The sequence below is a fragment of the Streptomyces sp. NPDC088354 genome (genome assembly GCF_044753585.1).
Taxonomy (GTDB): Bacteria; Actinomycetota; Actinomycetes; order Streptomycetales; family Streptomycetaceae; genus Actinacidiphila.
Map to the genome: position 1 here is coordinate 84,495 of NZ_JBIVNJ010000004.1, position 23,222 is coordinate 107,716.

The 23,222-nt window shown below is 71.7% G+C and carries 25 protein-coding genes; 9 read left to right on the forward strand and 16 right to left on the reverse strand.

The features are described 5' to 3' along the window. Positions 1-252: 252 nt before the first annotated feature. Complete coding sequence (locus ACIP98_RS08710) at positions 253-984, reverse strand: SDR family NAD(P)-dependent oxidoreductase (RefSeq protein WP_401974516.1); 732 nt, start codon at positions 982-984, stop codon at positions 253-255. A gap of 65 nt (positions 985-1,049) precedes the next feature. Between ACIP98_RS08710 and ACIP98_RS08715 the strand changes: the two genes are divergently transcribed. Next, the gene (locus tag ACIP98_RS08715; protein WP_401974826.1) at positions 1,050-2,282 is read left to right on the forward strand and encodes a TerD family protein; all 1,233 of its coding nucleotides are present in this window, start codon (positions 1,050-1,052) and stop codon (positions 2,280-2,282) included. A 68-nt stretch (positions 2,283-2,350) separates the two neighbouring features. Here the strand turns inward: ACIP98_RS08715 and ACIP98_RS08720 are convergent, their stop codons facing one another. Continuing rightward, entirely contained in the window at positions 2,351-3,817 is a 1,467-nt protein-coding gene (locus tag ACIP98_RS08720; RefSeq protein WP_319661220.1) for an alkaline phosphatase PhoX, read from the reverse strand. Between the two features lie 133 nt (positions 3,818-3,950). Continuing rightward, the gene (locus ACIP98_RS08725) at positions 3,951-5,480 is read right to left on the reverse strand and encodes a hypothetical protein (protein ID WP_401974519.1); all 1,530 of its coding nucleotides are present in this window, start codon (positions 5,478-5,480) and stop codon (positions 3,951-3,953) included. A gap of 344 nt (positions 5,481-5,824) precedes the next feature. On the opposite strand from ACIP98_RS08725, the gene ACIP98_RS08730 reads away from it, so the two are divergent. The 5 genes from ACIP98_RS08730 (at position 5,825) to ACIP98_RS08750 (ending at position 9,098) form a co-directional block, all read left to right on the forward strand. Next, positions 5,825-6,088, forward strand: a complete 264-nt coding sequence (locus ACIP98_RS08730; protein ID WP_401974522.1) for a hypothetical protein — start codon at positions 5,825-5,827, stop codon at positions 6,086-6,088. Positions 6,089-6,183: 95 nt separating this feature from the next. Beyond that, complete coding sequence (locus tag ACIP98_RS08735) at positions 6,184-6,669, forward strand: hypothetical protein (RefSeq protein WP_401974525.1); 486 nt, start codon at positions 6,184-6,186, stop codon at positions 6,667-6,669. 403 nt (positions 6,670-7,072) lie between these two features. Then, complete coding sequence (locus ACIP98_RS08740; protein ID WP_401974527.1) at positions 7,073-7,660, forward strand: SigE family RNA polymerase sigma factor; 588 nt, start codon at positions 7,073-7,075, stop codon at positions 7,658-7,660. 59 nt (positions 7,661-7,719) lie between these two features. After that, positions 7,720-8,157 (forward strand): hypothetical protein, encoded by a 438-nt coding sequence (locus ACIP98_RS08745; protein WP_401974530.1) that lies wholly within the window; start codon positions 7,720-7,722, stop codon positions 8,155-8,157. A 743-nt stretch (positions 8,158-8,900) separates the two neighbouring features. After that, entirely contained in the window at positions 8,901-9,098 is a 198-nt protein-coding gene (locus ACIP98_RS08750; protein ID WP_319661216.1) for a hypothetical protein, read from the forward strand. A gap of 225 nt (positions 9,099-9,323) precedes the next feature. Here ACIP98_RS08750 and dapD read toward each other — a convergent pair whose 3' ends face one another. The 12 genes from dapD to ACIP98_RS08810 form a co-directional block, all read right to left on the reverse strand. Continuing rightward, the gene (dapD, locus tag ACIP98_RS08755) at positions 9,324-10,316 is read right to left on the reverse strand and encodes a 2,3,4,5-tetrahydropyridine-2,6-dicarboxylate N-succinyltransferase (protein WP_319661214.1); all 993 of its coding nucleotides are present in this window, start codon (positions 10,314-10,316) and stop codon (positions 9,324-9,326) included. 100 nt (positions 10,317-10,416) lie between these two features. After that, positions 10,417-11,628: an MFS transporter gene (locus ACIP98_RS08760; RefSeq protein WP_319661213.1), complete on the reverse strand. Its 1,212-nt coding sequence runs from the start codon at positions 11,626-11,628 to the stop codon at positions 10,417-10,419. A gap of 105 nt (positions 11,629-11,733) precedes the next feature. Then, a complete protein-coding gene (locus ACIP98_RS08765) occupies positions 11,734-12,288 on the reverse strand; it encodes a TetR/AcrR family transcriptional regulator (RefSeq protein WP_401974532.1) in 555 nt (184 codons plus the stop codon). Further along, entirely contained in the window at positions 12,288-12,608 is a 321-nt protein-coding gene (locus ACIP98_RS08770) for a multidrug efflux SMR transporter (RefSeq protein WP_319661211.1), read from the reverse strand. The genes ACIP98_RS08765 and ACIP98_RS08770 overlap by 1 nt, the downstream gene beginning before the upstream one ends. A 95-nt stretch (positions 12,609-12,703) precedes the next feature. Further along, entirely contained in the window at positions 12,704-13,045 is a 342-nt protein-coding gene (locus ACIP98_RS08775; RefSeq protein ID WP_319661210.1) for a metal-sulfur cluster assembly factor, read from the reverse strand. Further along, positions 13,042-13,506, reverse strand: coding sequence for a Fe-S cluster assembly sulfur transfer protein SufU (gene sufU / locus ACIP98_RS08780; protein ID WP_319661209.1), 465 nt, complete (start codon positions 13,504-13,506; stop codon positions 13,042-13,044). Before sufU ends, ACIP98_RS08775 begins: the two co-directional genes overlap by 4 nt. 17 nt (positions 13,507-13,523) lie before the next feature. Next, a complete protein-coding gene (locus ACIP98_RS08785) occupies positions 13,524-14,783 on the reverse strand; it encodes a cysteine desulfurase (protein ID WP_319661208.1) in 1,260 nt (419 codons plus the stop codon). Further along, positions 14,780-15,544 (reverse strand): Fe-S cluster assembly ATPase SufC, encoded by a 765-nt coding sequence (sufC, locus tag ACIP98_RS08790; RefSeq protein ID WP_319661207.1) that lies wholly within the window; start codon positions 15,542-15,544, stop codon positions 14,780-14,782. Before sufC ends, ACIP98_RS08785 begins: the two co-directional genes overlap by 4 nt. A 7-nt stretch (positions 15,545-15,551) precedes the next feature. Beyond that, positions 15,552-15,881 (reverse strand): bifunctional 3-phenylpropionate/cinnamic acid dioxygenase ferredoxin subunit, encoded by a 330-nt coding sequence (locus ACIP98_RS08795; protein ID WP_401974537.1) that lies wholly within the window; start codon positions 15,879-15,881, stop codon positions 15,552-15,554. Beyond that, entirely contained in the window at positions 15,878-17,053 is a 1,176-nt protein-coding gene (gene sufD, locus ACIP98_RS08800; RefSeq protein ID WP_401974539.1) for a Fe-S cluster assembly protein SufD, read from the reverse strand. The genes ACIP98_RS08795 and sufD overlap by 4 nt, the downstream gene beginning before the upstream one ends. Positions 17,054-17,254: 201 nt before the next feature. After that, complete coding sequence (sufB, locus tag ACIP98_RS08805) at positions 17,255-18,676, reverse strand: Fe-S cluster assembly protein SufB (RefSeq protein WP_319661204.1); 1,422 nt, start codon at positions 18,674-18,676, stop codon at positions 17,255-17,257. After that, entirely contained in the window at positions 18,673-19,404 is a 732-nt protein-coding gene (locus ACIP98_RS08810) for a metalloregulator ArsR/SmtB family transcription factor (protein ID WP_319661203.1), read from the reverse strand. The genes sufB and ACIP98_RS08810 overlap by 4 nt, the downstream gene beginning before the upstream one ends. Positions 19,405-19,675: 271 nt before the next feature. On the opposite strand from ACIP98_RS08810, the gene ACIP98_RS08815 reads away from it, so the two are divergent. Genes ACIP98_RS08815 through ACIP98_RS08825 form a run of 3 tightly spaced genes read left to right on the forward strand, consistent with a single transcriptional unit; the run spans position 19,676 to position 21,918 of the window. After that, a complete protein-coding gene (locus ACIP98_RS08815) occupies positions 19,676-20,602 on the forward strand; it encodes an ABC transporter ATP-binding protein (protein WP_401974542.1) in 927 nt (308 codons plus the stop codon). After that, the gene (locus ACIP98_RS08820) at positions 20,599-21,369 is read left to right on the forward strand and encodes an ABC transporter permease (RefSeq protein ID WP_319661201.1); all 771 of its coding nucleotides are present in this window, start codon (positions 20,599-20,601) and stop codon (positions 21,367-21,369) included. The genes ACIP98_RS08815 and ACIP98_RS08820 overlap by 4 nt, the downstream gene beginning before the upstream one ends. Positions 21,370-21,408: 39 nt before the next feature. Beyond that, positions 21,409-21,918 carry a DinB family protein gene (locus ACIP98_RS08825; protein WP_401974545.1) on the forward strand — a complete coding sequence of 170 codons (510 nt, stop codon included), beginning with the start codon at positions 21,409-21,411 and terminating at the stop codon, positions 21,916-21,918. Between the two features lies 1 nt (position 21,919). Here the strand turns inward: ACIP98_RS08825 and ACIP98_RS08830 are convergent, their stop codons facing one another. After that, positions 21,920-23,200 carry a glycosyl hydrolase family 28-related protein gene (locus ACIP98_RS08830; protein WP_319661199.1) on the reverse strand — a complete coding sequence of 427 codons (1,281 nt, stop codon included), beginning with the start codon at positions 23,198-23,200 and terminating at the stop codon, positions 21,920-21,922. Positions 23,201-23,222 lie beyond the last annotated feature (22 nt).

A 23,222-nucleotide genomic window follows, 5' to 3' on the forward strand; every position in this document is an offset into this window, starting at 1 on the left:
CTCGCGGCCGGGTCCGCCACGGTCGTGTCGACGCCGTCGCACATCAGGCGGAGCTCCTGCGTCCCCGGGCCGTCCGTGCGACGCACCGCGATCCTGGCCGGCGGACGCCCGAAGACCAGCCGGCCGCCTCCCGCGTCGACGTGCGGATACTCCGGCACATCCCGGAAGGGGACGCGGCCCGCTTCCGCGTCACGGCGGTGGATGACGCCGCGCCCACCGCTGGCCACACGGCCGGAACAGGTCTCCGCGGGGTCAGCGGCCGCGCTCGGCACCGCCGTTGACCTGGTGGATCTGCGCGGTGATGTGGGTCGCTCCCGGGGAGGCCAGCCAGTGCGCGAGGGAGGCGACGTCCTGCGGGACCCCGACCCGGGCGTTCAGCGTCTGGCCGACCAGCACCGCCCGCCGCTCGTCCGTCATCCGGCCGCCGAAGAACTCCGTGTCGTCGACGAAGCCGGGAGCGATCACGTTGACCGTGACGCCCCGGCCGCCCAGTTCCGCCGCCAGGTCGTAGGCGTACGGGTGCAGGGCCGCCTTCGCGGCGCCGTAGGAGCCCGAGCCGCCGCCCCGGATCGCCGCGATGGAGCTGAGCAGCAGCACCCGGCCGTCGTCGGCGACCAGGTCGCGCAGCGCCTCGGTGAGCAGGACCGCGGTCAGGACGTTCGCCCGGAAGTTGCCCGCCCACACCTCGGCGAGGGTCTGCTCGCCCGCGCTCAGGGCGACGTTGCCGCCCGCGTTGTTGACCAGGACGTCCACCCGCCCGAAGCGTTCGGCGAGCACGTCGTGGACCCGCTCCGCCTCCGACTCGTCGGTGAGGTCCGCGGGCAGGGCCAGGGCCGTCCGGCCGCCCAGCCGCTCGACCGCGGCGTCCAGCACCTCCTTGCGGCGGCCGATCAGCACCACTTGGTCCCCGCCGCCGGCGAAGGCCTCCGCGACGGCCAGGCCGATGCCCGTTCCGCCCCCGCTGATCACCACAATGCGTGACACGTGAAAACTCCGTTCGGTAATGGAACCGTAAACCCGGAACGATCGTTAAGCGGAACATGACCGCTATGACACCCGGCTCGAATGTGCCGCTCTCCGCAGCGCGCGTGGCAGTGGAGGTCTCCGCGCCCGTGCGGCTGGACGTGTCGGGCCTGCTGATCGCCGCCAACGGCAAGGTGCGCTCCGACGACGACTTCGTCTTCTACAACCAGCCCTCGGGCCCCGGTGTCACCCACCGGTCCGGTGGCGGTGCGTCCCCCGACGCGATCACGGTGGACACCGCGGCCGTCCCGGCGGACATCGAGAAGATCGTCGTGACGGCGAGCCCCGACGCCGCGGGGGCGACCTTCGCGGGCACCGAGCCCACCGCGACGGTCCGCGACGCGGACACCGGCGCCGTGATCGCCACCTTCACCCCGCCGCAGCTCAGCACCGAGACCGCCCTCGTCGTGGTCGAGATCTACCGCCGCGCCGGGGCCTGGAAGGCCCGCGCGGTCGGCCAGGGGTACGCCAACGGCCTGGCGGGCATCGCCACCGACTTCGGCGTCAGCGTGGACGAGGAACCCGCGGCCGCCGCCGCACCGCAGGCACCGCAGGCACCGCAGGCACCGCCCCAGGCACCACCGGCCCCCGTCATGGCGCCCCCGCCCCCGGCGCCCTCCATGGCACCGCAGCCGCCCGCTCCCCCGGCACCCGCCGCGCCCCCCGCACCGCCCGGCAGCGGCAAGATCAATCTCGACAAGGGCCGGGTCAGCCTCCAGAAGAACCAGACCGTCTCCCTGGTCAAGGGCGGCAAGCCACTGCTGGCCTCGGTCCGCATGGGCCTGGGCTGGGAACCCGCCTACCGCGGCAAGGACATCGACCTGGACGCCTCGGTCATCGCGTACGGACCCCAGCGCAACCACATCGAGTCCTGCTACTTCGGCCGGCTCACGATCCTGGGCGGCGCGATCCAGCACTCCGGCGACAACCTCACCGGCGAGGGCGCGGGCGACGACGAGGCGATCACCGTCCACCTCGGCGGGCTGCCGCCGGAGGTCACGGGACTGGTCTTCACCGTGAACTCCTTCTCCGGCCAGAAGTTCAACCAGGTCGCCAAGGCGTACTGCCGGCTGATGGACGCCACCACCGGCGAGGAACTGGTCCGCTTCGACCTGACCGGCGCCGAGCCGCGCACGGGCGTGATGATGGCCAAGTTCATCCGCCAGTTCTCCGGCGAGTGGGAGATGACGGCACTCGGCGAGTTCGTCGACTCCCGCACCGTGAAGGGCATGGTCAAGCCGGGCGCAAAGGCACTGTGAGCACAGAGGCGCCCGGCGGACCGTGATCGGCACGGTCCGCCGGGCGCCTCGGTGCGGAGTACTCGCGGTCAGCAGGCACCGCCTCGCCCCTGGCGCCGCCAGGGACCGGTGATCGCCAGCATGATGCCCGGCACCTGGATGTTGGCGAAGAGCGTCCTGCCGTCGGGCGAGAAGGTCACCCCGGTGAACTCGCTGAACTCCGGCTCCTGCGCGGTGCCGATGTTCAGTTCGTTGCGGGCGATCGGGTACGTCCGCCCGTCGCCGAGGGCGCCGAACAGATGCTGGACGCCCTCGCCGTCCTCGGCGATGACCAGACCGCCGTAGGGCGAGACCGTGATGTTGTCCGGGCCGTCGAAGGCGCCGTCCGCCGACGGGTCCGGGTTCACGCCGAGCAGGACCTTCAGGGTCAGGGTGCGGCGCTTGGGGTCGTAGAACCAGACGGCGCCGTCGTGCGCGGTGCCCGGGCTCTCCTCACGGGCGTAGGAGGAGACGATGTACACACCTCCGTCGCCCCACCACATGCCCTCCAGCTTCCGGGCACGGGTGACCGCGCCGGCCGCGAACTGCTTGCGCACCGAGGTGACCTTGGCGTCGCGCTCCGGGACGTCCACCCAGTCCACACCGTAGACCGTGCCGATCCTGGTGGCGCGGGAGAGGTCGTCGACGAACCGGCCGCCGGAGTCGAAGCACTTGAAGGCCTGCAGCACACCGGCCGTCTCCGACAGGCCGCGCAGCTTGCCGCGGCCGTGGTGGAAACCGGCCGGCGGGGTCCAGCGGTACAGCAGGCCGTTGGGGTTCGAGGCGTCCTCGGTCAGGAAGAGGTGGCCGCGCTTGGGGTCGACGACGACCGCCTCGTGCGCGTAACGGCCCAGCGCCTTGACCGGCTTGGGATCGCGGTTGGCCCTGCGGTCGTACGGGTCGACCTCGAAGACATAGCCGTGGTCCTTCAAGAACCCGTGCGTGCCGGCCTTGTCCTCGGTCTCCTCGCAGGTCAGCCAGGTGCCCCACGGGGTACTGCCGCCCGCGCAGTTGGTGGCGGTTCCGGCCACGCCCACCCACTCCGCGACGTGGCCGCCGTGCTTGGCGACCTCGACGACGGTCACACCGCCCGCGGCACCGGAGTCGTAGACCAGGCCCTCGGCCAGCGGCACCGGGTGCGGCCAGTCCGCGCGGGCCCCGGCCAGCTCGTGGTTGTTGGCCAGCAGCGTGGCACCGCGCAGACCCTCGAAGGTGGCGGTGCCGTCGTGGTTGGAGGGGGTGGACTCGCCGGACTCCAGCGTGGTCACGCCGGTGCGGGTGATGATCCGGTACGAGAAGCCCTCGGGCAGCGCCAGAACGCCCTTCGGGTCGGGGATCAGCTCGCCGTACCCCAGCTGCCCGTGGTGCCGGGACTCCCCGGCCGCCCCGGCGGTCTCCGGCGCCCCGGCCGCGAGGGCCCCGGGGGCGGTCGCGAGAACGTCGACGGTCCCGGCCAGCGCGACGCCGGCACCCGTCATGGCAGTGCGCCTGGCGAAGTCTCTGCGAGTGAGCGGCATCGTTACTCTCCTCGGGCCCAAGGTCTCTTCTCTGCCGCCCCTCACGTTCGCGCCCCGCGGCCAACGGGAGTTGAACTGCGGGCGACGTTCCGCCGCCCATTCCCCGAGGCGTTCGGGCGCCGGCCCGCCGGGATCAGGACCCGGCGGTCCCCGAGGAGCGCGCCTTGAAGGCCGCCTTGCGCGCGTCCTTGGCCAGGCGCTTGTCCGGGTGCAGCCGGCCCATCGCCTCCAGGACGTCAGCCGTGGCGGGGTGGTCGACGCGCCAGGCCGCGGAGAAGAAGCCGTCGTGCCGGGCGACCAGGTCGGTGACGAGCTCGCGCAGCAGCTCGGGGTCGTCGTCGGCGTCGAGCTGGGCGGCGATGGTGTCGATGGTCAGCCAGAAGATCATGTCCTCGTCGGGCGCGGGCACGTCCGCGGCGTCCCGCTCCGTGAGCCACACCCGTGCCAGGCCGCCCAGTTCACGGTCGGACAGCACCTCGCGCAGGGCGGGCTCGGCCTCGTTCCCCAGCAGGCTCAGCGTCTGCTGGGCCACCAGCCGGCGGCCGGGCGCGTTGCGGTCCTCGCCGCGCGCGGCGTCCAGCAGCTCGCGGGCCGCCTCGTACGGCTTGCGCCGGGCCAGCCAGTGATCGGCCTCGCGGCGGGCGATGTGGTCCGGATACTCGAACAGCGCCTCCAGCAGGGCCGACGCCGGCCCCTCCGCCAGCTCACCGGCGGCAGGGGCGTGCACACCGGCCTCCAGCATGCGGGCGCGCACCCCGAACACACCGAGCGGCGTCAGCCGCACCAGGCCGTACCGGGAGACCTCCTCGGGCCCGATCTCCTGCAGGTCACCGACGCCGACCGGGGCGGCGCCGGACTCCTCCTCGGACTCCGCCTCCTCGATCAGCGCCTCGTCCAGCGGCGTGTAGTCGATCAGCCCGGTGGTGGTCAGCAGCCGGAAGTGGTCGTCGAGGCGCATCATCACCTCGGTGACGTCCTCCAGCAGGTCGTCGCTGGGCTCCTCCACGTCCTCCGGGACGACGAGGGAGGCGGCCAGCACGGGCAGCGGTACGGCATCCTGCCCCTCACCGCCGCCGTCCTCCATGGCGCCGAAGAGGTAGAGGTTGGCCAGCGCGCCGTCCAGGAACTCGGCCTCCTCCTCCGGGTCCCAGTCCAGCGTCTCCGGGTCGATCTCGCCCTCCGGGCCGAGCTCGTCCATCAGGCTCTCCAGGTCGGGCGTCGCCGCCTCGGACAGCGCCGTCTCCACCGCGGTGAGCCAGAGCTCCAGCACCTCCCGCGGGGTCCCCCCGTCCAGGCCCCGCAGCGCCTCACCGGGCACCGCGCGACCCGCCGGCTCGTCCAGCGCCGCCGCCCGCTCCGCCGCGGGGGCGTCGTCGTCCGGCTCCTCGATGTCCAGCTCCACCAGACCCGCGTCGACCGCGACACCCCACGCCTGCGCCGTCTCCGCGGGCCCGTCCGGAGTGTCCTCCAGCCCCAGCTCCCGCACCGCCCGCGCGTGGTCCTCCGCGGCCAGCTCTCCCATGGCGTCCACGAGCACGTGCGGCGCGGACCAGCGGGCCAGGCGCACCGCCCGGTCCAGCAGCGGCACGGCGAGCGCGAGCCGCGCCAGCTCGTCCTCGGGCAGCAGCCTCACGGGCGGCAGGTCGAGGCGGTCAGCGGCCATGACGGGGTCTCCAATACAGCGGTGTTCGGGGGGCGCGTTCGCGCGCAGCACCAGCCTAGACGCGTCTGCGCCCCCTGGGCGCGCTTCCCCGGTCCGTCACCCGCCGTTACCGCAACCGTCCCCTGCGGATTGACGTTCCTGACACCGTCTCACCTGCTTTTCCCCTGCGGGAGGGGCACCGGGCCCTCCCGCAGGTCGCTCTCCGCGACGGCCCGCACGGGGACCCGGCCCGGGTGGCCGCCGTCGAGGAGGCCCAGTGGGCCGACGACCGGCAACCGGCGACAGCCGCATCGCGCGGGTGCGGAGGTCGAGGCACGCTCCGGGACCTCGACGACGCGGCACGCGTGGCACCACGCGGCACGCGGCTGCCGATCCACGGCGAACTCGGCCCGGACCACGTGCTGGTGGACGCCGACGACGGCACCGCGTTCATCGCCGTCGAGGGCCTGACGCGCTTCGACGTCGAGTGGTACCCGCTGCTGGCCCGGCCGGATCCGGACCCGCGACGCGCGGTCGAACACCGGTTGCCCGCACGAGTCCCGGCGGCGGTACCGCCCCTTCCCGCAGGCCGACCCGGCCGGAGCGGGGCGCCCGGTCGGCGTGCCTGAGGACCAGGGCGGCACCCGGCCCCCCAAGGGCCGCGCCCACCACGTCGCTTGCGCGGAACCTACTGCCCCATACAGCGCGATGGCAGGCTGACGGAGTGCGGATCGAGGGATACGAGGGCGGCCCGCCGGCCGCCGGGGAACCACTGGTGGGCCTCCCGGGTTTCTGGTCGAACCACCTGCTGGGCTCGTGCGGTCACGGTGAGGACGGCGAGCGCCCGGTCCCGCAGTGGTTCGGCGACGACGGCGCCGACGTCGACGCCCTGGAGGAGGTCCTCACGGCCCCCGACCGGTGGCCGGTGTTCCGGATACCGGTCGCGGGCGGCCACGCGGTCGTCATCGTCCACCGCAACTGTGCCGACGACCACGGGGTCGACCACCTGGTGACCCACCGGGACCGGCACGGCGCCCACCCCGTCGAGGAAGCCTCCGTGACGTGGTCCGGACTGGTCCGTGTCGCCGACAGCCCGGACCCATCGGCCGAGGGCGTCCAGGACCAGGCCGCTCGCCTCCTGCTGTTGCGGCCCCGGCTCGGGGGCCACGCCCTGCCCGACGATGCGGCAGGTGCGCTGGCGACGCCCTGATCGCGGTGGGCGTACCCCAGGACACCGCCCGGGTCGCGGCGCGGCACCTGCTCGACCACTCCGCGAAGGCCCCGTGGCACGACCCCGCATGGGGCTCGCCGCTCAGCGGCGGCTCGGACTCCGCCGCTTCTGTGGGACGCGGCGTCCTGGCGAGCCTGGGCATCATCCGAGCCCGGGGCCTGCCGACGAGCAGGCGGTCCGCCCAGAGACCACGTCAACCCGCCCTGACCCGACCAGCCCCCACGGACGGCGTCCCCTTCCGCCTCGGACCCGGTCCGCACCGGTCGCCCGGCCGGGCCCGTTCCTTCCGGCGGCCCGGCACTGTGACCCAGGTCTCACGATGCGCGTGCAGCACACGGGACCGCTTTCCCGTCGGAGAGGGGTGACAGGAAGGGATGGGGATGTGGACCTGGCAACCGAGCACGATGTCCGTATCGGAATCAGTGAGCCCGGGCCGGCGGAGTCGGAGTCGGAGTCGGAGTACGACTTCCACGACTTCGTCGTCGCCCGGTCGGCCGTGCTGTTCCGCGGGGCCCTCGTCCTGACGGGAAACCGCGAGACCGCGGAGGACCTGGTCCAGGAGACCCTGGAGCGGGCCTGCCGCAAGTGGCGCACCATCGCCGCCAAGGACGCTCCGGAGGCCTACGTGCGGCGGATCATGGTGAACCTGGTCAACGACCGGTGGCGGAGGTTCCGTCGCACGGCCCCGCACCAGGACGGCGCCGACCGTGCCGCCCCTGGGGACCAGTACGGGCAGGTGGACACGAGGGACCAACTGGTCCGGGCCCTCCAGGGTCTGCCGATGCGTATGCGAACGGTCGTGGTGCTGCGGTACTTCCACGACCTGTCGGATGACGAGATCGCGGCCGACCTGAAGATCTCACCCAGCACCGTGCGGTCCCAGCTCGCTCGCGGCATCGACAAGCTCAGAGGCCAGTTCCCCGCACTCTCCAGCCCTTCACCGCAGCAGCCCACGGAAGGAATCCGATGAGATCACGCGATTCTCAGCCGTCTGGCTGCACACTCTTCGAACAGGAACTGGTGAACGCCATGAACGACTTCGTGAACACCGCCGAGACGCCGCACTTCGACACGGCCGTCATCGAGCGCGGGGCTCGCCGCAAGCGCGCCACCGCCATCGCGGGCATCGCCACCGCCCTGGCCGTGGCCTGCGGCGCGGGCACCGCCCTGGCCGCCGGCAGCGGCTCGCACACCCCGGTGCGGACCGCGGCCGAGAGCACCGGCGCCGACAGCACCACCTTGCTCGTCCGCACCAGCGACGGCAGGACCGCCAAGGAGCAACTGGCCGGCGCGAGCGCGGCGAGGGCCAGGGTGGCGCTGGTCCATTTCCACCTCACGCCCACCTTCACCCGGGTCCGGATGTCCGACTGCAAGAAGCAGCAGGACGCGGTGGTCGCGGTGTCGCCGCATGCCCCGACGGTCGTCCACGCCGGTGACACGGTCCTCGTGACCACCTGCTACCGCTGACCCCGGCGGAACCGGCCTGACCGGACAGAGGCGGCACAGAGGGTGGTGGCCCCGTCGGAACCGGGGCCACCACCCCCCGCATTCCACCACGCGTCCGCCCCTGGGCGATGCGCGTCCGTGCCGATCACCCGGACCGGCCGTTGAGCAGGTCCGCCCCGCAGCCGGCCGCTACGTATCCCGCCTGAAGGCCCTCTTCCTCGGATCTCCCGCACGCCGCGCACTGGCGAGCAGTTGCGCGGGCAAGGGGCAGCCACCGAGCCCGAAGTGGCCCGGTCGGGGCGGAGCGCCGTTCACGGAGGCGGTCCGCTCCTTGGGAACCCGCTTCATCGCCCGGGGCTTCGGTGCCCCGCCCTGCCTCACGATCACCCGGCGCGCGGACCGCAGCAGCTCGGGACGGCTTGAATTCGTCCATAGGTTCGAGTGCCGCCGCGCCGCCCCGGTGATCCCGTCGGGTCATCCGCCGCCCGTCCCGCCGGTGCGGGCCGTGCGATGCCACAAAGCGCGGGCGTGGCCCGGGCCCGTGCCGCCACGTCGCAGGCAGCCCGGACCGGCCATCCCCCGAGAACGGGACCGCGAGGCGGCCACGCGCGGCACCGCCCACCGGGCCTGTCCGGCGGGCCGCGTCACCGACCCCGCACCCCACAGGGTTGTCACCCGAATGGCGCAACATGGCGCGCCACCCACATGGGTGAAGATCAAGCTGAGGGTGTCCCATCCGAGGCAATGCGTGAAAGGCGAACCACATGCGCATTCGACGAATCCTCACCGCCGTCATCGCCACGGCCGCCCTCGCCGGACTCGGCCTCACAGGTGCCGCCACCGCCACCGCCGCCACCCACGCCGCCCCCACCGTGGGTGAGTGCGAGAAGGGCGGCGGAACAGTCGATTGGGCGACCTGGACCTGCAAGGGCGGAACGTACGACGGGCAGAAGATCGACTGACCCCCCTCGCAAAGCGCCCCGCAGCCACGCGCCGCGGGGCGCTCCCGCGCGAGCGCAGCCGGGAGAGTCGCAGGGACTGCGCCGACCCGTCGGGCATGCAACCCGGGGGAACGGGGCCGGTGACTGCGGCACGCGCCCTCCCGGGCCGTCCGGCGTGTGGAAGGGCGCTCCGCGACGACCGACGTCGACAAGTGCCGACAGCTCGGCAGCAGGTCAGCCCGGCCGTCAGTTGTGGCTGTGCAGGACCGCGTTCAGGCCGCCCCAGGAGCCCTTGCGCTGAAGGACCTCGACGGTGCCGGTGGTGGAGTTGCGGCGGAAGAGGAGGTTGTCCGCGCCGGACAGTTCCGAGGCCTTGACGATGGTGGCGTCGGGCAGGGTGACCCGGGTGCCCGCGGTGATGTAGAGGCCGGCCTCGACGACGCAGTCGTCGCCGAGGGAGATGCCGATACCCGCCTCGGCACCGAGGAGGCAGCGCTCGCCGATGGAGATGATCTGCTTGCCGCCGCCGGACAGGGTGCCCATGATCGAGGCGCCGCCGCCGATGTCGGAGCCGTCGCCGACGACGACGCCCTGGCTGATGCGCCCCTCGACCATGGAGGTGCCGAGCGTGCCGGCGTTGAAGTTGCAGAAGCCCTCGTGCATCACGGTCGTGCCGGAGGCGAGGTGCGCGCCGAGGCGCACGCGGTCGGCGTCGGCGATGCGGACGCCGGAGGGGATGACGTAGTCGGTCATCCGCGGGAACTTGTCGACACCGTAGACGGACAGGTGCAGCCCCTCGGCGCGGGCGGCGAGGCGGGCGCGCTCGATGTTGCCGGCCGGGACGGGCCCCAGCGACGTCCACACGACGTTGGCGAGCAGCCCGAAGATGCCGTCCAGGTTCTGGCCGTTGGGCGTCACCAGGCGGTGGCTGAGCAGGTGCAGGCGCAGGTACGCGTCGTGGGCGTCCAGCGGCTTGTCCTCGGTCGACGCGATCACCGTGCGGACCGCGACGACCTCGACGCCACGGCGCGGGTCGGGTCCGAGCGCCTTCGGGGCGTTCTCGCCCAGCAGTTCGGCCGCCTGCTCGGCACTGAGCCGCTCCGTCCCCGCGGGGCCGGGCGCCGTCATGAGCTCGGGCGCGGGGAACCAGGTGTCGAGAACGGTCCCGTCGTCGGCGATCGTGGCGAGGCCTGCGGCAACGGCACCGGTGGCGCGGGAGATGGCGGTCGAGTCAGTCATGCGTCGAACGCTAGTCGCTGGTCCCCCCGCCTGCCCAACCGGCCCGCCATCCGGACCGGTCGGAGCGGGCCGGGCCGCCGGAGCCCGGCGCCCTGCCCGATCAGGACTGCGTCGTCGCCGTGACCGCGTCGGGCTCCGCGGCGGCGGCCCGCTCGCCCGGCATCCGGTGGGCGGCGTAGACGACGAGACCGGCGGCGATGCCGAGCACGGCGCACAGCGGCCACAGGGCGCCGGGCGCCTTCTCGTACAGGACGCCGCCCAGTGGGGCGGCCAGGACGACGCCGCTGATGGAGGCGCCGGCGTACATGCTCTGGAAGCGGCCCTGCAGGTGGTCGGGGGCGTTGTCGGCGACGTACGCGGTGGAGGGCGACTTGTAGAGGATGTCGCCGACGGTGAGCAGGATCATCATCACGACCCCGATGGCGATGTACCAGCGGCCGGCCGAGAGCACGCCGAATCCGGCGCCCACGAGCACCATGCCGAGGGCGATGATCGGCAGCGGCGCCCGGCGGCGCAGCGCGACGGTGACGGGCAGCTCGAAGAGGATGACCAGGCCGCCGTTGATGGCGATGAGCGCGCCGTAGACCCCGGTGCCGATGCCGTGGTCGGACAGGAACACCGGCAGGGTGGAGTACTGCTGGCGGTAGATGGTGTCGGCGACCAGGATCGCGACGAGCAGCAGGAGCACCGCGGGCTTGGCGCGCAGCGCCGCCCACAGGCCGGGGGCGTCGGCGGGGGGCCTGCTCTTCGCCCGGTGGTTGCCGTTGGCGGGCAGGATGAAATGCGCGTAGACACCGAACGCCAGCATGCCGAGGCCGTCGGCGACGAAGAGCCAGCCGTACGAGGTGGTGGCGGCGATCAGCGCGCCGAGCGGGGGGCCGACGGTGACGCCGAGGTTGGCCATGAAGCGCAGCAGGGCGAAACCCTGCCTCCGGGAGCCCTCGGGGACGGAGAAGGCGATGAGCGCCGAGTTGGAGGCACGGGTGACGCCGGTGCCGTACTGGGCCAGCGGGAAGACGATCGCGAGGGCGCCGGTCGGGATCACGGGCAGGGCGGCGAGGCCGAGACCGGACACGACCATGCCGGTGATCAGCGTGCGCCGGTGGCCGAAGCGGTCGCCGAACCAGCCGCCGCTGAAATTGCCCGCCACCATGCCGATGCCTCCGGCGCCGGCGATCAGGCCGGCCTGGGAGGTGCTGAGTCCGCGGGGGCCCGTCAGGTAGACGAAGAGGTAGACGAAGGTGAAACTCACCGCCGCGACGAAGAACATTCCGGTCGCGAGGAGCCACACCACCTTCGGTATGTCCTTCATCGCCTGTTTCATACTGTCCTCCGATCGACGCTCTACAAGAATCGATCACCTGAAGACACGAATGCCGCGGGGGGCGGTGCCGGATCAGGTCGCGTCCGGTATAGGTCAGCGGGTCCGATCCGGCGCGCCGATGACCCGTGCGAAGATCGCACGCGCCTCCTCGCGGTCGATGTCCCCGCCGGTGAGCAGGGCCTGGAGGCACATCCCGTCGACGAGCGCGGCCAGCGCGCGGGCGGTGACGGGGTCGGTCCTGCGGGCCAGGAGGCCGGCCATGCGGTCCACCCACTCCGCGGCGACCGGGCGTACCGCCTCGTGGCGGAGTGCGGCGAGGTAGAGCTCGTACTCCAGTTGCGCACGGGGGCGGTCCCGGGTGACCGCCTCCTCGGCGAACCGGGCCAGCTCCGCGGCCAGGTCGCCGTCGGGGCCGGAGAACAGGGCGCGCTCCTCGGCCTCCCGGAAGTACGTCTCGTTGCACTGCGCCAGCGCTGCCACCAGCAGGTCGTCGAGGGTGGCGAAGTGGTACGTGGTCGAGCCGAGCGGCACATCGGCCTCGGCGGCCACCGCGCGGTGGCCGAGCCCCGCGATGCCGCGGTCGCCGACCACCCGGATCGCGGCGTCGATGATGCGCTGGCGGCGGTCGGGGTCGTACCGGCGGACCATCAGTGGCCGCCGCCGAGGTTGAGCACCACGACTCCGGCGATGACCAGGACGACCCCTGTCAGCTTGGCCGCGGTCGCGGCCTCCCCGAGGAAGACCATGCCGATGCCGGCGATGGCCGCGGTGCCGACCCCGGACCAGATGGCGTAGGCGGTGCCGACGGAGAGGGTCTTGAGGGTCTGCGCCAGGAACGCGAAGGCGATGAGGTAGCCGACGGCCGTGCCCAGCGACGGCCACAGCCTGGTGAAGCCGTCGCTGTACTTCATCGAGGTCGTCCCGAGCACTTCGGCGAGGATCGCGCCGCCCAGCAATGCGTATGCCATGTGTACGAGCGTACACATCGATGCGTACGCCCGTACATACGACGGCGGGGCGCCACTCCGAGGAGTGGCGCCCCGCCGTCGCGGTCCCGCGCGGGTCAGACGTTGAAGCCGAGCGCGCGCAGCTGCTCGCGGCCGTCGTCGGTGATCTTGTCGGGGCCCCACGGCGGCATCCAGACCCAGTTGATCTTGAGGTCGTTGACGATGCCCTCGGTGGCCGACTTGGCCTGGTCCTCGATGACGTCGGTCAGCGGGCAGGCCGCGGACGTGAGCGTCATGTCGAGGGTGACGACGTTGGTGTCGTCGATGTGGATGCCGTAGATCAGCCCGAGGTTGACGACGTCGATGCCCAGCTCGGGGTCGACGACGTCGTAGAGGGCCTCGCGGATCTCCTCCTCGCTCGCCGGCTTCGTGGTCATGACTTCTGCGTTGTCGCTCATGCGGACTCCCTCGCCGCGCCATCGCCCAGAGCCTGGGCGGTGGCGTCCTTCCACGCCATCCAGCTCAGCAGGGCGCACTTCACGCGCGCCGGGTACTTGGAGACGCCGGCGAACGCGACCGCGTCCTCCAGAACGTCCTCCATCGCGTCGTCGGGCTCCAGCTTGCCCTTGGACTGCATCAGCTCCAGGAAGACCTCCTGGACCTTCACCGCCTCGTCGACCTGCCGGCCGACCAGGAGTTCGTTGAGCACGGAGGCGCTGGCCTGGCTGATGGAGCAGCCCTGGCCCTCGTAGCTGATGTCCTGGATGGACGTGCCGTCCAGCCGCACGCGCAGCGTGATCTCGTCGCCGCACGTCGGATTGACGTGGTGCACCTCGACATCGCCGTCGCGCAGGCCCCGTCCGTGCGGGTTCTTGTAGTGGTCCAGGATGACTTCCTGGTACATCGAATCCAGCTTCACAGGCTCGCCGTCCGTCCTCAGCCGAAGAAGTTCCGTACGTGCTCCAGGCCCTCGACCAGCGCGTCGACCTCGGCCGGGGTGGAGTACAGATAGAACGACGCTCGCGTGGTCGCGGGAATTCCGTACCGCAGGCAGACCGGCCGCGCGCAGTGGTGTCCGACGCGCACGGCGATGCCGTGCTCGTCCAGGACCTGGCCCACGTCGTGCGGGTGGATGTCACCCAGGGTGAAGGAGATCGCGGAACCGCGGCCCTCGGGGGTGTCCGGGCCGATGATCTTCAGCTCGGGCACCTCCTTCAGCCGGCGCAGCGCGTACGCGGTGAGGGCGTGCTCGTGCGCCTCGACCTTGTCCATGCCCAGGGCCGACAGGTAGTCCACGGCCGCGCCGAGGCCGATCGCCTGGGCGATCGGGGGCGTGCCCGCCTCGAACTTGTGCGGCGCGGGCGCGTAGGTCGACGAGTGCATCGACACGGTCTCGATCATCTCGCCGCCGCCCAGGAACGGCGGGAGGTCCTCCAGCAGCTCCTGGCGGCCCCACAGCACGCCAATGCCGGTCGGGCCGAGCATCTTGTGACCGGTGAAGGCCACGAAGTCGGCCTGGAGCGCCTGCACGTCCAGCACCATGTGCGGCGCGGCCTGCGAGGCGTCGATCAGCACCAGGGCGCCGACCTCCTGGGCGCGGCGCACGATCGCCTCGACCGGGTTGATCGTGCCCAGGATGTTGGAGACCAGCACGAAGGAGACGATCTTCGTTTTCTCGGTGATGACCTGCTCGATGGTGCTCAGGTCGAGCCGGCCGTCGTCGGTCAGCCCGAACCACTTCAGCTGCGCACCGGTGCGCTGCGAGAGCAGCTGCCACGGGACGATGTTGGAGTGGTGCTCCATCTCCGTGATGACGATCTCGGTGTCGCGGTCCACGCGGTAGGGCTCGTCGGCCCAGCCCAGCATGTTGGCGACCAGGTTCAGCGACTCCGAGGCGTTCTTGGTGAATATGACCTCGTCGCGGCTGGGAGCGTTGATGAAGGCGGCGATCTTGTCGCGGGCACCCTCGTACAGCGCCGTGGCCTCCTCGGCGAGCGTGTGCACGCCACGGTGGACGTTGGCGTTGTAGCGCTCGTAGTACTCGCTCAGGGCGTCCAGGACCTGGCGCGGCTTCTGGGAGGTCGCCGCGTTGTCCAGGTAGACGAGCTTCTTGCTCTCGTGGACGAGCCGGTCGAGCACCGGGAAGTCCTTGCGGATGGCCTCGGTGTCGAGCAGGCCCGGCAGCTGCGGTGTCACGCGGATACGCCTCCCTTCGTGTAGGCCTCGTAGCCCTCGGCCTCCAGCTTGTCCGCCAGCTCGGGGCCACCGGACTCGGCGATCCGGCCCGCGGCGAAGACGTGGACGTAGTCGGGCTTGATGTAGCGCAGGATGCGCGTGTAGTGGGTGATCAGCAGCGTGCCGACCTCACCGCTCTCGCGCACGCGGTTGACGCCCTCGGAGACGACGCGCAGGGCGTCGACGTCCAGGCCGGAGTCGGTCTCGTCCAGGATCGCGATCTTCGGCTTGAGCAGTTCGAGCTGGAGGATCTCGTGGCGCTTCTTCTCACCGCCGGAGAAGCCCTCGTTGACGTTGCGCTCGGCGAAGGCGGGGTCCATGTGCAGGCGCTCCATGGCCTCCTTGACCTCCTTCACCCAGGTGCGCAGCTTGGGGGCCTCGCCGCGGATGGCGGTGGCCGAGGTGCGCAGGAAGTTGGAGACCGAGACGCCGGGCACCTCGACGGGGTACTGCATGGCGAGGAAGACACCCGCGCGGGCCCGCTGGTCGACGGACATGGCCAGCACGTCCTCGCCGTCGAGGGTGACGGTGCCACCGGTGACGGTGTACTTCGGGTGCCCGGCCAGCGAGTAGGCGAGGGTCGACTTGCCGGAGCCGTTGGGGCCCATGATGGCGTGCGTCTCGCCCTGCTTCACGGTCAGGTCGACGCCGCGGAGGATCTCGCGCGGACCGCCCTCGGCCTCGACGGAAACGTGCAGGTCGTGGATCTCAAGCGTTGCCATGGGTGCCTCAGGACTCCTGGGTGACGGAGACGAGCACATCGTCCCCTTGGATCTGTACGGGGTATACGGGGACGGGCCGCGTGGCGGGCAGCCCGGACGGCTTGCCGGTGCGCAGGTCGAAGGACGAGCCGTGCAGCCAGCACTCGATCTGGCAGTCCTCCACCTCGCCCTCGGACAGCGAGACGTTCGCGTGCGAGCAGATGTCGTTGATCGCGAACACCTCGCCCTCGGTGCGGACGACCGACACCGCAACGCCGTCGAGCTCGACACGCCTCGGCGTGTCCTCCTCCAGCTCGCTCAGCGCGCAGACGCGGACGAAGCCTCCAGGGGTGGTCATACGACGGACGCCTCCAGCTCCGCGTCGATCTTCTCCAGCAGGCGCTCCTCCAGGTCCGCCACGCCGATCTGCTGGATCAGCTCGGCGAAGAAGCCGCGCACGACCAGCCGGCGGGCCTCGTCGGCCGGAATGCCGCGGGCCATCAGGTAGAACAGCTGCTCGTCCTCGAACCGGCCGGTCGCCGAGGCGTGGCCGGCGCCGACGATCTCGCCGGTCTCGATCTCCAGGTTCGGCACGGAGTCGACCCGGGCGCCGTCGGTGAGCACCAGGTTGCGGTTGAGCTCGTAGGTGTCCGTGCCCTCGGCCTCGGCGCGGATGAGCACGTCGCCGATCCACACCGCGTGCGCGTCCTGGCCCTGCAGCGCGCCCTTGTAGGCCACGTTGGAACGGCAGTGCGGGGTGTCGTGGTCGATGAAGAGGCGGTGCTCCTGGTGCTGGCCGCGATCGGTGAAGTACACGCCGTACAGCTCCGCCTCGCCGCCGGGGGCCCCGTAGACCACCCGCGGGTGCAGCCGTACCAGGTCGCCGCCGAAGGTGACCACGACGGACTTGAAGGTCGCGTCACGGCCGATCAGCGCGGTGTGCTGGGCGGCGTGCACCGCGGTGTCGTCCCAGTCCTGGATGGAGACCACGGTGAGCTTCGCGCCGTCGCCGATCAGGTACTCGACGTTGGCGGCGACGGTGGCGTCACCGGTGTGGTCCAGGACCACGACCGCCTCGGCGAAGGCGCCGACCTCGACGACCTGGTGGCCGAAGGCCACACCGCCCTCGCCGTGCACCGCGATCCGCACCGGCTCGGTGAGCACCGCGTCCTTGGGGATGGAGACGATGCCGGCCTTCTCGAAGGAGCTGTACGCCTGCGCGGCGACCCGGTCCACCGGCTTGCCCGCCTTGCCGACGCGGGCGTCGTCCCGGCCGACGGTCTCGACGGTGACGCCCTCGGGGGCGCTCACCTCGACCCTGACGCCGCCACCGGTCGCCACGGCGGTGCCGTCGTGCAGACCGCGCAGCCGTTCCAGCGGGGTGAAGCGCCATTCCTCCTCACGGCCGTTCGGCACGGGGAAGTCGGCCACGTCGTAGGACGCGGGCGCGCTGACCCGCGCGTCCCGGGGCTGGCCGACCTGGATGGCCCCTTCGGTGGTGGCACCGGCGGCCGGGATGGTTTCAGCCATGGCTGTGTTACTGCCTCTTTCTGCCTTATTGTGTTCGCTCGCCTCCGGGCGCTTCGGCCCGGTGCCGACGCTCCTCGACACTGCGCTCGTTCCTCGCTTGGTCTCGTCGCTTTCGGCACCGGCGCGCCCTTCGGCTCGCTCACGGCCCCGCAGGGGCACCGATTCGTGGGTACCGGAGTTGGCGGAGATGCGGGTTCGGCGTCAGCCGACCGAGCCCTCCATCTGCAGCTCGATGAGCCGGTTGAGCTCCAGCGCGTACTCCATCGGCAGCTCACGCGCGATCGGCTCCACGAAACCGCGGACGATCGTGGCCATCGCCTCGTTCTCCTCCAGACCGCGGCTCATCAGGTAGAAGAGCTGGTCCTCGCTGACCTTGGAGACCGTCGCCTCGTGGCCCATGGACACGTCGTCCTCGCGGACGTCCACGTACGGGTAGGTGTCCGAGCGGGAGATGGTGTCCACCAGCAGCGCGTCGCACAGCACGTTGGACTTGGAGCCGTGGGCACCCTCGCCGATCTCGATCAGACCGCGGTAGGAGGTGCGGCCGCCGCCGCGCGCCACCGACTTGGAGACGATCGACGACGAGGTGTTCGGCGCCATGTGCACCATCTTGGCGCCGGCGTCCTGGTGCTGGCCCTCGCCCGCGAAGGCGATGGACAGCGTCTCGCCCTTGGCGTGCTCGCCCATCAGGTAGACGGCCGGGTACTTCATGGTCACCTTGGAGCCGATGTTGCCGTCGACCCACTCCATGGTGGCGCCCTCGTACGCGACGGCGCGCTTGGTGACCAGGTTGTAGACGTTGTTCGACCAGTTCTGGATGGTCGTGTAGCGGCAGCGGCCGCCCTTCTTCACGATGATCTCGACGACGGCGCTGTGCAGCGAGTCCGACTTGTAGATCGGCGCGGTGCAGCCCTCGACGTAGTGGACGTAGGCGTCCTCGTCGACGATGATCAGCGTCCGCTCGAACTGGCCCATGTTCTCGGTGTTGATCCGGAAGTAGGCCTGCAGCGGGATCTCGACGTGCACGCCCTTCGGCACGTAGATGAAGGAACCGCCGGACCACACGGCCGTGTTCAGCGAGGCGAACTTGTTGTCACCCGCGGGGATGACGGTGCCGAAGTACTCCTGGAAGAGCTCCGGGTGCTCCTTGAGCGCGGTGTCGGTGTCCAGGAAGATGACGCCCTGCTCCTCCAGGTCCTCGCGGATCTGGTGGTAGACGACCTCGGACTCGTACTGCGCGGCGACACCGGCGACCAGGCGCTGCTTCTCCGCCTCGGGGATGCCGAGCCGGTCGTAGGTGTTCTTGATGTCCTCGGGCAGGTCCTCCCAGGACTCCGCCTGCTTCTCGGTGGACCGCACGAAGTACTTGATGTTGTCGAAGTCGATGTCCGAGAGGTCCGAACCCCAGGTCGGCATCGGCTTCTTCCCGAAGAGCTTCAGACCCTTCAGCCGCAGCTTGAGCATCCACTCGGGCTCGTTCTTCTTCGCCGAGATGTCGCGGACGACCTCTTCGCTGAGCCCGCGGCGGGCCGCGGCGCCGGCGACGTCGGAGTCGGCCCAGCCGTATTCGTAGGTGCCCAGACCCTCGAGTTCAGGGTGAGCCGTCTCCAGGGGGGCAGTCATGCGGGGTTCCTCCCGGCGTTGCTTGCGTTGTGGGATTGCGGGCCGGCCTTCGGCACGAAGGTGGTGCAGACACCGTCGCCGTGGGCGATGGTGGCCAGCCGTTGTACATGGGTTCCGAGCAGGCGGGAGAAGACCTCGGCCTCCGCCTCGCACAGCTGCGGGAACTGCTCGGCGATGTGGGCCACCGGGCAGTGGTGCTGACAGAGCTGCTCACCGGCGGAGGCGGGCGCGCCGCGCGTCGTGGCAGCGTACCCGTCCTGGCTCAGCGCCCTGGCGAGCGCCTGCGTGCGCTCCTCGGGATCGGCGGCCTCGACGACCGCCCGGTAGCGCTCGGCCTGCGCGGCGACCCGGGCGCGGGCGAAGGCCGACACCGCGGCTTCCCCCTGCGGCCCGCCGCCGGCGGACTCCGCGATCCAGCGCATCGCGTCCGCGGCGAGCTGGTCGTAGGCCTGGTCGAAGGTGTCGCGTCCGCAGTCGGTGAGCGCGAAGACCTTCGCTGGGCGTCCGCGGCCGCGGGTACCGTAGACCCGCTTCTCGCGCGGCTCCACCATGCCCTCGGCGACGAGGGCGTCCAGATGACGCCGGACCGCCGCCTGCGTCAGGCCCAGCCGTTCCGCCACGTCCGCTGCGGTCGACGGCCCGTGGAGCAGGACGGACCTGGCGACCCGGTTGCGGGTGCTCCGCTCCCCGGTCGTCTGCTCCTCCTGAGCCTCGGACCCGTATTTCACAAGCCCAGTGTTGCGTAATTCATCCGGCAGAGGCAAGCGGCGTCCACTGGGTGATCGGTGGGCTGTGTCACTTAGGGAAACCTAACCTGACCTGCGAAAACGATCTTCCCGGCTGCGGCCGGCCCACCCCCCGTGCGAGGCTCCCACCAGGGCAGCGGCGCTCCCCCGACCCTCGAACGGGCCCCGTAGGCCCGCACGGCACCGACCGGATCCGGCACCCGCGACGGCCCTCCCGGCCGGAGCGGCCCGCCGGGTTCGTAGACTGCCCGTCATGCGAATGGACCCCGCGGTCGAGCTGACCGGACTGGTCAAGCGGTACGGCGCGAAGACCGCGGTGGACGGGCTCGACCTGTCCGTCGCCCGGGGCACCGTGACGGCCGTGCTCGGCCCGAACGGCGCCGGGAAGACCACCACCGTCGAAACCTGCGAGGGATACCGCCGTCCGGACGGCGGCCGCGTGCGCGTGCTGGGCATGGACCCGCTGCGCGACGCCGCCGCGCTGCGGCCGCGGATCGGCGTGATGCTCCAGTCCGGCGGCGTGTACGCGGGCGCCCGCGCCGAGGAGATGCTGCGGCACACGGCCAGACTGCACGCCGACCCCGTCGACCCGGCCCTGCTCATCGAGCGGCTGGGCCTGGAGTCCTGCGGCCGCACCACGTACCGCCGGCTCTCCGGCGGCCAGCAGCAGCGCCTCGCGCTCGCCATGGCGGTCGTGGGCCGCCCCGAGCTGGTCTTCCTCGACGAGCCGACCGCGGGCCTGGACCCGCAGGCCCGCCGCGTCACCTGGGACCTGATCAGGGAGCTGCGTGCCGACGGCGTCACCGTCGTCCTGACCACGCACTTCATGGACGAGGCGGAACAGCTCGCCGACGACGTGGCGATCATCGACCAGGGCCGGGTGATAGCGAGCGGCACCCCCGAGGAGCTGTGCCGCGGCGGCGCCGAGAACACCCTCCGCTTCAACGGCCGCCCCGGCCTGGACCTCGCCTCGCTCCTCAAGGCGCTGCCCTCCGACTCGGCCGCGGCCGAGCTCACCCCGGGCAGCTACCGCATCGAGGGCAAGGTCGACCCGCAGATGCTGGCCACCGTCACCTCCTGGTGCGCCCAGCACGGCGTGATGCCCGACCGGCTCGCGGTCGAGCGGCGCACCCTGGAGGACGTCTTCCTGGAGCTGACCGGCAAGGAGCTGCGTTCGTGACCGCCACCGGGACCTTCACCCCAGCCCCCGGCTCCGCCCCGCTGGGCCGCATGATCGGCGCGCAGACCGCCCTGGAGACGCGGATGCTGCTGCGCAACGGCGAGCAGTTGCTGCTCACCGTCGTCATCCCCACCCTGCTGCTGGTGCTCTTCTCCACCGTGGACGTCGTCGACACCGGCGCCGGCAAGGCCGTCGACTTCCTGGCCCCGGGCGTCCTGGCCCTGGCCGTGATGTCGACCGCCTTCACCGGCCAGGCGATCGCGACCGGCTTCGAGCGCCGCTACGGCGTGCTGAAGCGGCTCGCCGCCTCCCCGCTGCCGCGCTGGGCGCTGATGACCGCCAAGACCGGGTCCGTGCTGGTCACCGAGGTGCTGCAGGTCGTGCTGCTGACGGCCATCGCGTTCGCGCTGGGCTGGTCCCCGCACGGCGACCCGCTGTCCGTGCTGCTGCTCCTGGTCCTGGGCACCGCCGCGTTCTCCGGACTCGGCCTGCTCATGGCCGGCACCCTCAAGGCGGAGGCCACGCTGGCCGCCGCCAACCTGGTCTTCCTCCTGCTGCTCGTGTGCGGCGGGGTCGTCGTGCCGCTGGACAGGTTCCCGGACGGCGTCCGCTCCGTGCTCGAACTGCTGCCGGTCTCCGCCCTGTCGGACGGCCTGCGGGACGTCCTCCAGCACGGCGCCGGACTGCCCTGGGGCGACCTCGGCATCCTCGCCGTCTGGGCGGTGCTGGGCCTGGGCGCCGCGGCACGCTGGTTCCGCTGGGAGTAGTCTCCGGACCTGATGATCACCGGAACGGGGGACCCACTTGTGACCGCGGACCACCGCGTCGGACCGCCGAGCCTCGGCGACGAGCGCGAGACGCTGCGCGCGTTCCTGGACTACCACCGGGCGACGCTCGCGATGAAGTGCGAGGGCCTCACCGACGAGGAACTGCGCCGGCGGTCCATGCCGCCGTCCACGCTGTCCCTGCTCGGCCTGGTCCGGCACATGGCCGAGGTCGAACGCGCCTGGTTCCGCCGGGTGTTCGAGGATCACGACGCCCCCATGGTCTGGTCCGACCGGATCGACTTCCAGGCGGCGTACGACGCGAGCGCGTCGACCCGCGCCGAGGCCTTCGGGGCGTGGGAGGCCGAGGTGGAGAACTCCCGCCGCATCGAGCGCGAGGCCGCCTCGCTCGACCTGGCCGGGCATCAGCCCCGCTGGGGGGAGGACGTGTCGCTGCGGATGGTCATGGTGCACGTCCTGCTGGAGTACGGCCGCCACAACGGGCACGCCGACTTCCTCCGTGAGGGCGTCGACGGCACCGTGGGCGCCTGACTCACGCGGGCGTGACGCAGTCCACGAAGCGCGCGAAGCCGCCGTCCTGCCCCTCGCCGAGGGCCAGGAACCCGTCCTCGGGACCGTGGCTCGCCAGCAGGCACATGTCGTAGCGGACGCACACCGGTGGCCGCTCCTCGGCCTGCGTGCGGAACTGGTGCGCGCCGGTGAGCTGGCAGGAGTCGTACCGGACCAGGGGTCCGCGCGGGCCGAGGGTGTAGCGGTGGGCGCGCAGACCGGGGGCGAAGGACTTGAAGGCGTTGGCGGTGTCGTCGCAGTCGTTGAAGTGGACGGTGCCGCCCGCCCACTCGCAGTCGATGACGACGGTGTCCGGGCCGCGCAGCTCGAAGCGGATGTCCTCGGCGTGGAAGCGCTGGACCGAGCTGAAGTGCTGTGACCGGGGGAAGCGGAAGAAGGCGCTCTCGTACCCGTAGTCGGGGTGCGGTTCCGGGCGGCGGCCGGTGACGACGTAGCTCCCGGCGCGGCAGGTGACGGAGCCGCCGTAGGGGAACTCCAGGAAGTTGCCCCACTCGTAGGTGACGTTCATGTCGGTGAACCAGTAGTTGAGGAACTGGTCCTGCTGCTCCGGATGGGCCGAGCGCCTGGAGAGTCCCGAGTACAGGAACGCCTTCCGGTAGGCGCCGCCGACCCGGCACGCCTCCCAGCGCATCTCGGAGTTGGTGTTGGTGCCGTCCAGGGCGATGCCGTACTCCCACTCCCCCATCCACTCGCAGTCGCCGAAGCGGTAGTTCGCCGCGCCGCCGGTGGAGTAGGAGGAGAAGAACGAGGCGCCGGGGGTGCCGGAGGTGAAGCGCAGGCCCTCGAAGGCGATGTTCTGCCACATGTCGTCGTTGACGCACAGGAAGGCGCCGTCGGCCTTCTCCGGCGCGAAGACGATCTCGCTGATGCGCAGGCCGGCGCCCCGGAAGCGCAGACCGTTGGCCCGGTTGCGGGGGTTGTCCCCGGCCAGCAGCGCGCCGGGCTCGGTGATCAGGTACTTGCCGGGCGGGACGTCGATCACCGTACGGCCGGTGTGGTCGTCCAGGCGGGACTCGGCGTAGCGGTAGGCGTCGGCGAAGGCGCGGCTGTCGTCGGTGGTGCCGTCGCCCTTGGCGCCGAAGTCGGCGACGACGTCGACCACACCGGGGTGGGTGGTGCTCCTCGGCCGCGGCACGGCCTCGGCGGCGGGCGTACCGGCCGCGCTGCAGGCGGTCGCGCCGATGCCCGTCAACGCCGCGGCGGCGCCCCCGTAGATCAGTTTCCGCCGGTCGACCCCGCTCATGGCCCGATCCCCTCCCCCTGGC

What these genes read in the sequence shown, in the direction of transcription:
- ACIP98_RS08770 (WP_319661211.1), bottom strand. Translation starts at nt 12,608, where the DNA reads ATGGCATACGCATTGCTGGGCGGCGCGATCCTCGCCGAAGTGCTCGGG.
- dapD (WP_319661214.1), bottom strand. Translation starts at nt 10,316, where the DNA reads ATGACTGACTCGACCGCCATCTCCCGCGCCACCGGTGCCGTTGCCGCA.
- ACIP98_RS08745 (WP_401974530.1), top strand. Translation starts at nt 7,720, where the DNA reads ATGAACGACTTCGTGAACACCGCCGAGACGCCGCACTTCGACACGGCC.
- ACIP98_RS08720 (WP_319661220.1), bottom strand. Translation starts at nt 3,817, where the DNA reads ATGCCGCTCACTCGCAGAGACTTCGCCAGGCGCACTGCCATGACGGGT.
- ACIP98_RS08775 (WP_319661210.1), bottom strand. Translation starts at nt 13,045, where the DNA reads ATGAGCGACAACGCAGAAGTCATGACCACGAAGCCGGCGAGCGAGGAG.
- sufD (WP_401974539.1), bottom strand. Translation starts at nt 17,053, where the DNA reads ATGGCTGAAACCATCCCGGCCGCCGGTGCCACCACCGAAGGGGCCATC.
- ACIP98_RS08830 (WP_319661199.1), bottom strand. Translation starts at nt 23,200, where the DNA reads ATGAGCGGGGTCGACCGGCGGAAACTGATCTACGGGGGCGCCGCCGCG.
- ACIP98_RS08815 (WP_401974542.1), top strand. Translation starts at nt 19,676, where the DNA reads ATGCGAATGGACCCCGCGGTCGAGCTGACCGGACTGGTCAAGCGGTAC.
- ACIP98_RS08750 (WP_319661216.1), top strand. Translation starts at nt 8,901, where the DNA reads ATGCGCATTCGACGAATCCTCACCGCCGTCATCGCCACGGCCGCCCTC.
- ACIP98_RS08715 (WP_401974826.1), top strand. Translation starts at nt 1,050, where the DNA reads ATGACACCCGGCTCGAATGTGCCGCTCTCCGCAGCGCGCGTGGCAGTG.
- ACIP98_RS08760 (WP_319661213.1), bottom strand. Translation starts at nt 11,628, where the DNA reads ATGAAGGACATACCGAAGGTGGTGTGGCTCCTCGCGACCGGAATGTTC.
- sufB (WP_319661204.1), bottom strand. Translation starts at nt 18,676, where the DNA reads ATGACTGCCCCCCTGGAGACGGCTCACCCTGAACTCGAGGGTCTGGGC.
- ACIP98_RS08725 (WP_401974519.1), bottom strand. Translation starts at nt 5,480, where the DNA reads ATGGCCGCTGACCGCCTCGACCTGCCGCCCGTGAGGCTGCTGCCCGAG.
- ACIP98_RS08795 (WP_401974537.1), bottom strand. Translation starts at nt 15,881, where the DNA reads ATGACCACCCCTGGAGGCTTCGTCCGCGTCTGCGCGCTGAGCGAGCTG.
- sufC (WP_319661207.1), bottom strand. Translation starts at nt 15,544, where the DNA reads ATGGCAACGCTTGAGATCCACGACCTGCACGTTTCCGTCGAGGCCGAG.
- ACIP98_RS08765 (WP_401974532.1), bottom strand. Translation starts at nt 12,288, where the DNA reads ATGGTCCGCCGGTACGACCCCGACCGCCGCCAGCGCATCATCGACGCC.